This window comes from Vibrio sp. 779(2023), assembly GCF_033344285.1.
Classification (GTDB): Bacteria; Pseudomonadota; Gammaproteobacteria; order Enterobacterales; family Vibrionaceae; genus Vibrio; species Vibrio alginolyticus.
Window position 1 is genome coordinate 1 of record NZ_JAWPOM010000065.1, and the last position, 1,687, is coordinate 1,687.

General features: G+C 50.9%; 1 protein-coding gene. It reads right to left on the reverse strand.

Going from position 1 to position 1,687, the window contains the following annotated elements; genetic code table 11:
• Positions 1 to 40: 40 nt before the first annotated feature.
• Positions 41 to 1,687, reverse strand: a 1,647-nt coding sequence (locus R8O70_RS24885) for a protein-disulfide reductase DsbD (protein ID WP_318184425.1), incomplete at its 5' end; no start/stop codon positions are given.

Here is a 1,687-nt window from a genome sequence, read left to right on the forward strand (position 1 = left end):
AAACTCCAGCGAAAATCGCTGGCGTTTGAATGATGTGATATCAGAATCGATTGATGTGCTCTAAGAAAGGCTCGGCTTGCATAAAGCCAGTCAAACGAGCGTTTGAAACGTGTTCGCCTTTCGCATCCCAGAATTCGATGGTCGGCAAACCCAGCACGTTCATGTGTTTGAGTAGCTCAATATCTTGCACTTGGTTTTTGGTGACATCCGCTTGCAGCAACACGAAGTCTTGCAGCTTGGCTTCGACTTTTGGATCGTGGAAGGTGTACTTCTCAAACTCTTTACACGCTACACACCAGTCGGCGTAGAAGTCGAGCATGACAGGTTTACCTGCTGCTTTCGCCAGCGCCAGTTGCTCTTCAAGCTCGGCCACATTAGCAATGCGAGTAAAGCTAACCGTTGTTTGCTGTGCTTGGGTTTCGTGATTGCCAAACCAATAATTCAGTGCTGGTTGCGCGGAGGCGAACAAACCGAGGACGGCAATAATGCCAATTGCGCTTTGCTTCCAGCCACCAAACTCCAAGCTGTTTTTGATGTGATACAACCAACCAAATGCCGCGATACCGAGCGCAGACCACAACGCCGTCGACCACAATTCTGGCAAGATGCGCTCAAGCAAGAAGATTGGTGCTGCCAGCAGAATGAAACCAAATAGTGTCTTCACGCGGTCCATCCAACCGCCGGCTTTTGGCAGCAGTTTGTTGCCAAATACCGCTACGAGAATCAGCGGAATACCCATACCCATCGCCAGTGCGTAAAGCGCAATACCACCAGTCAGCAAGTCACCACTTTGTGCAACGTAGAGTAGTGCGCCCGACAGAGGTGCCGTGGTACACGGTGAGCACACCAGACCTGAGATCGCACCCATCGCGAATACGCCTGCGCTGCTGCCGCCTTGTTGTTTGTTGCTTAGGTTGTTTAGCCACGTTTGTACACTGCTTGGCAATTGCAGGGTGTACACACCAAACATGGAGAGTGCCAACGTGACGAATAAGATACTCAAACCAATCAACACATATGGGTGTTGCATTGCCGCTTGGAACTGCATGCCTGCTGATGCCACCACTAAGCCGAGAAGAGTGTAAGTCAGCGCCATGCCTTGCACGTAAACTAGGGATAAACCCAGAGCGCGGCGTTGGCTGAGTTTCCCGCTGCCAAGTACGATGCTGGTCAAAATTGGGTACATTGGCAGAACGCATGGCGTAAACGCTAAGCCTACACCAAGAGCTAAAAACAGCAGCGGAGTCCACCAATTGTCAGCAAGGTTCGCCGCGAGGCTGTCTTGCTCAGTGACTGGTGCTGGAGCGTTGTTTGATGACACTGACGTGCTCGCCGTTGGTGATGTCGCGTTTGTTTGGTTGTTGTTTGCTGTCGATTGCGTTGGTTTTGTTGCGACTGCGGAATCAGCAATGGAAGCCGTAAAAGCGTCAATGGGAATGATGCGAGTTTCTGGCGGATAGCAGAATCCAGCCTTCGCACAGCCTTGATATTGCACGATCACGCGCGCGCCTTCTTGCCACTCATCAAGCGGTACATTCACAAATAAAGGCGTGGTGTAGATGTGCACATCACCGAAAAATTCATCTTTATGTGGCGTGCCGTTTTCCATTTGCAGTTCGCCAAGAGAGATGTTTTCACCAGACACAGACAAGCGCTCTTGATACAGGTAGTAGCCGTCTCGTACCTG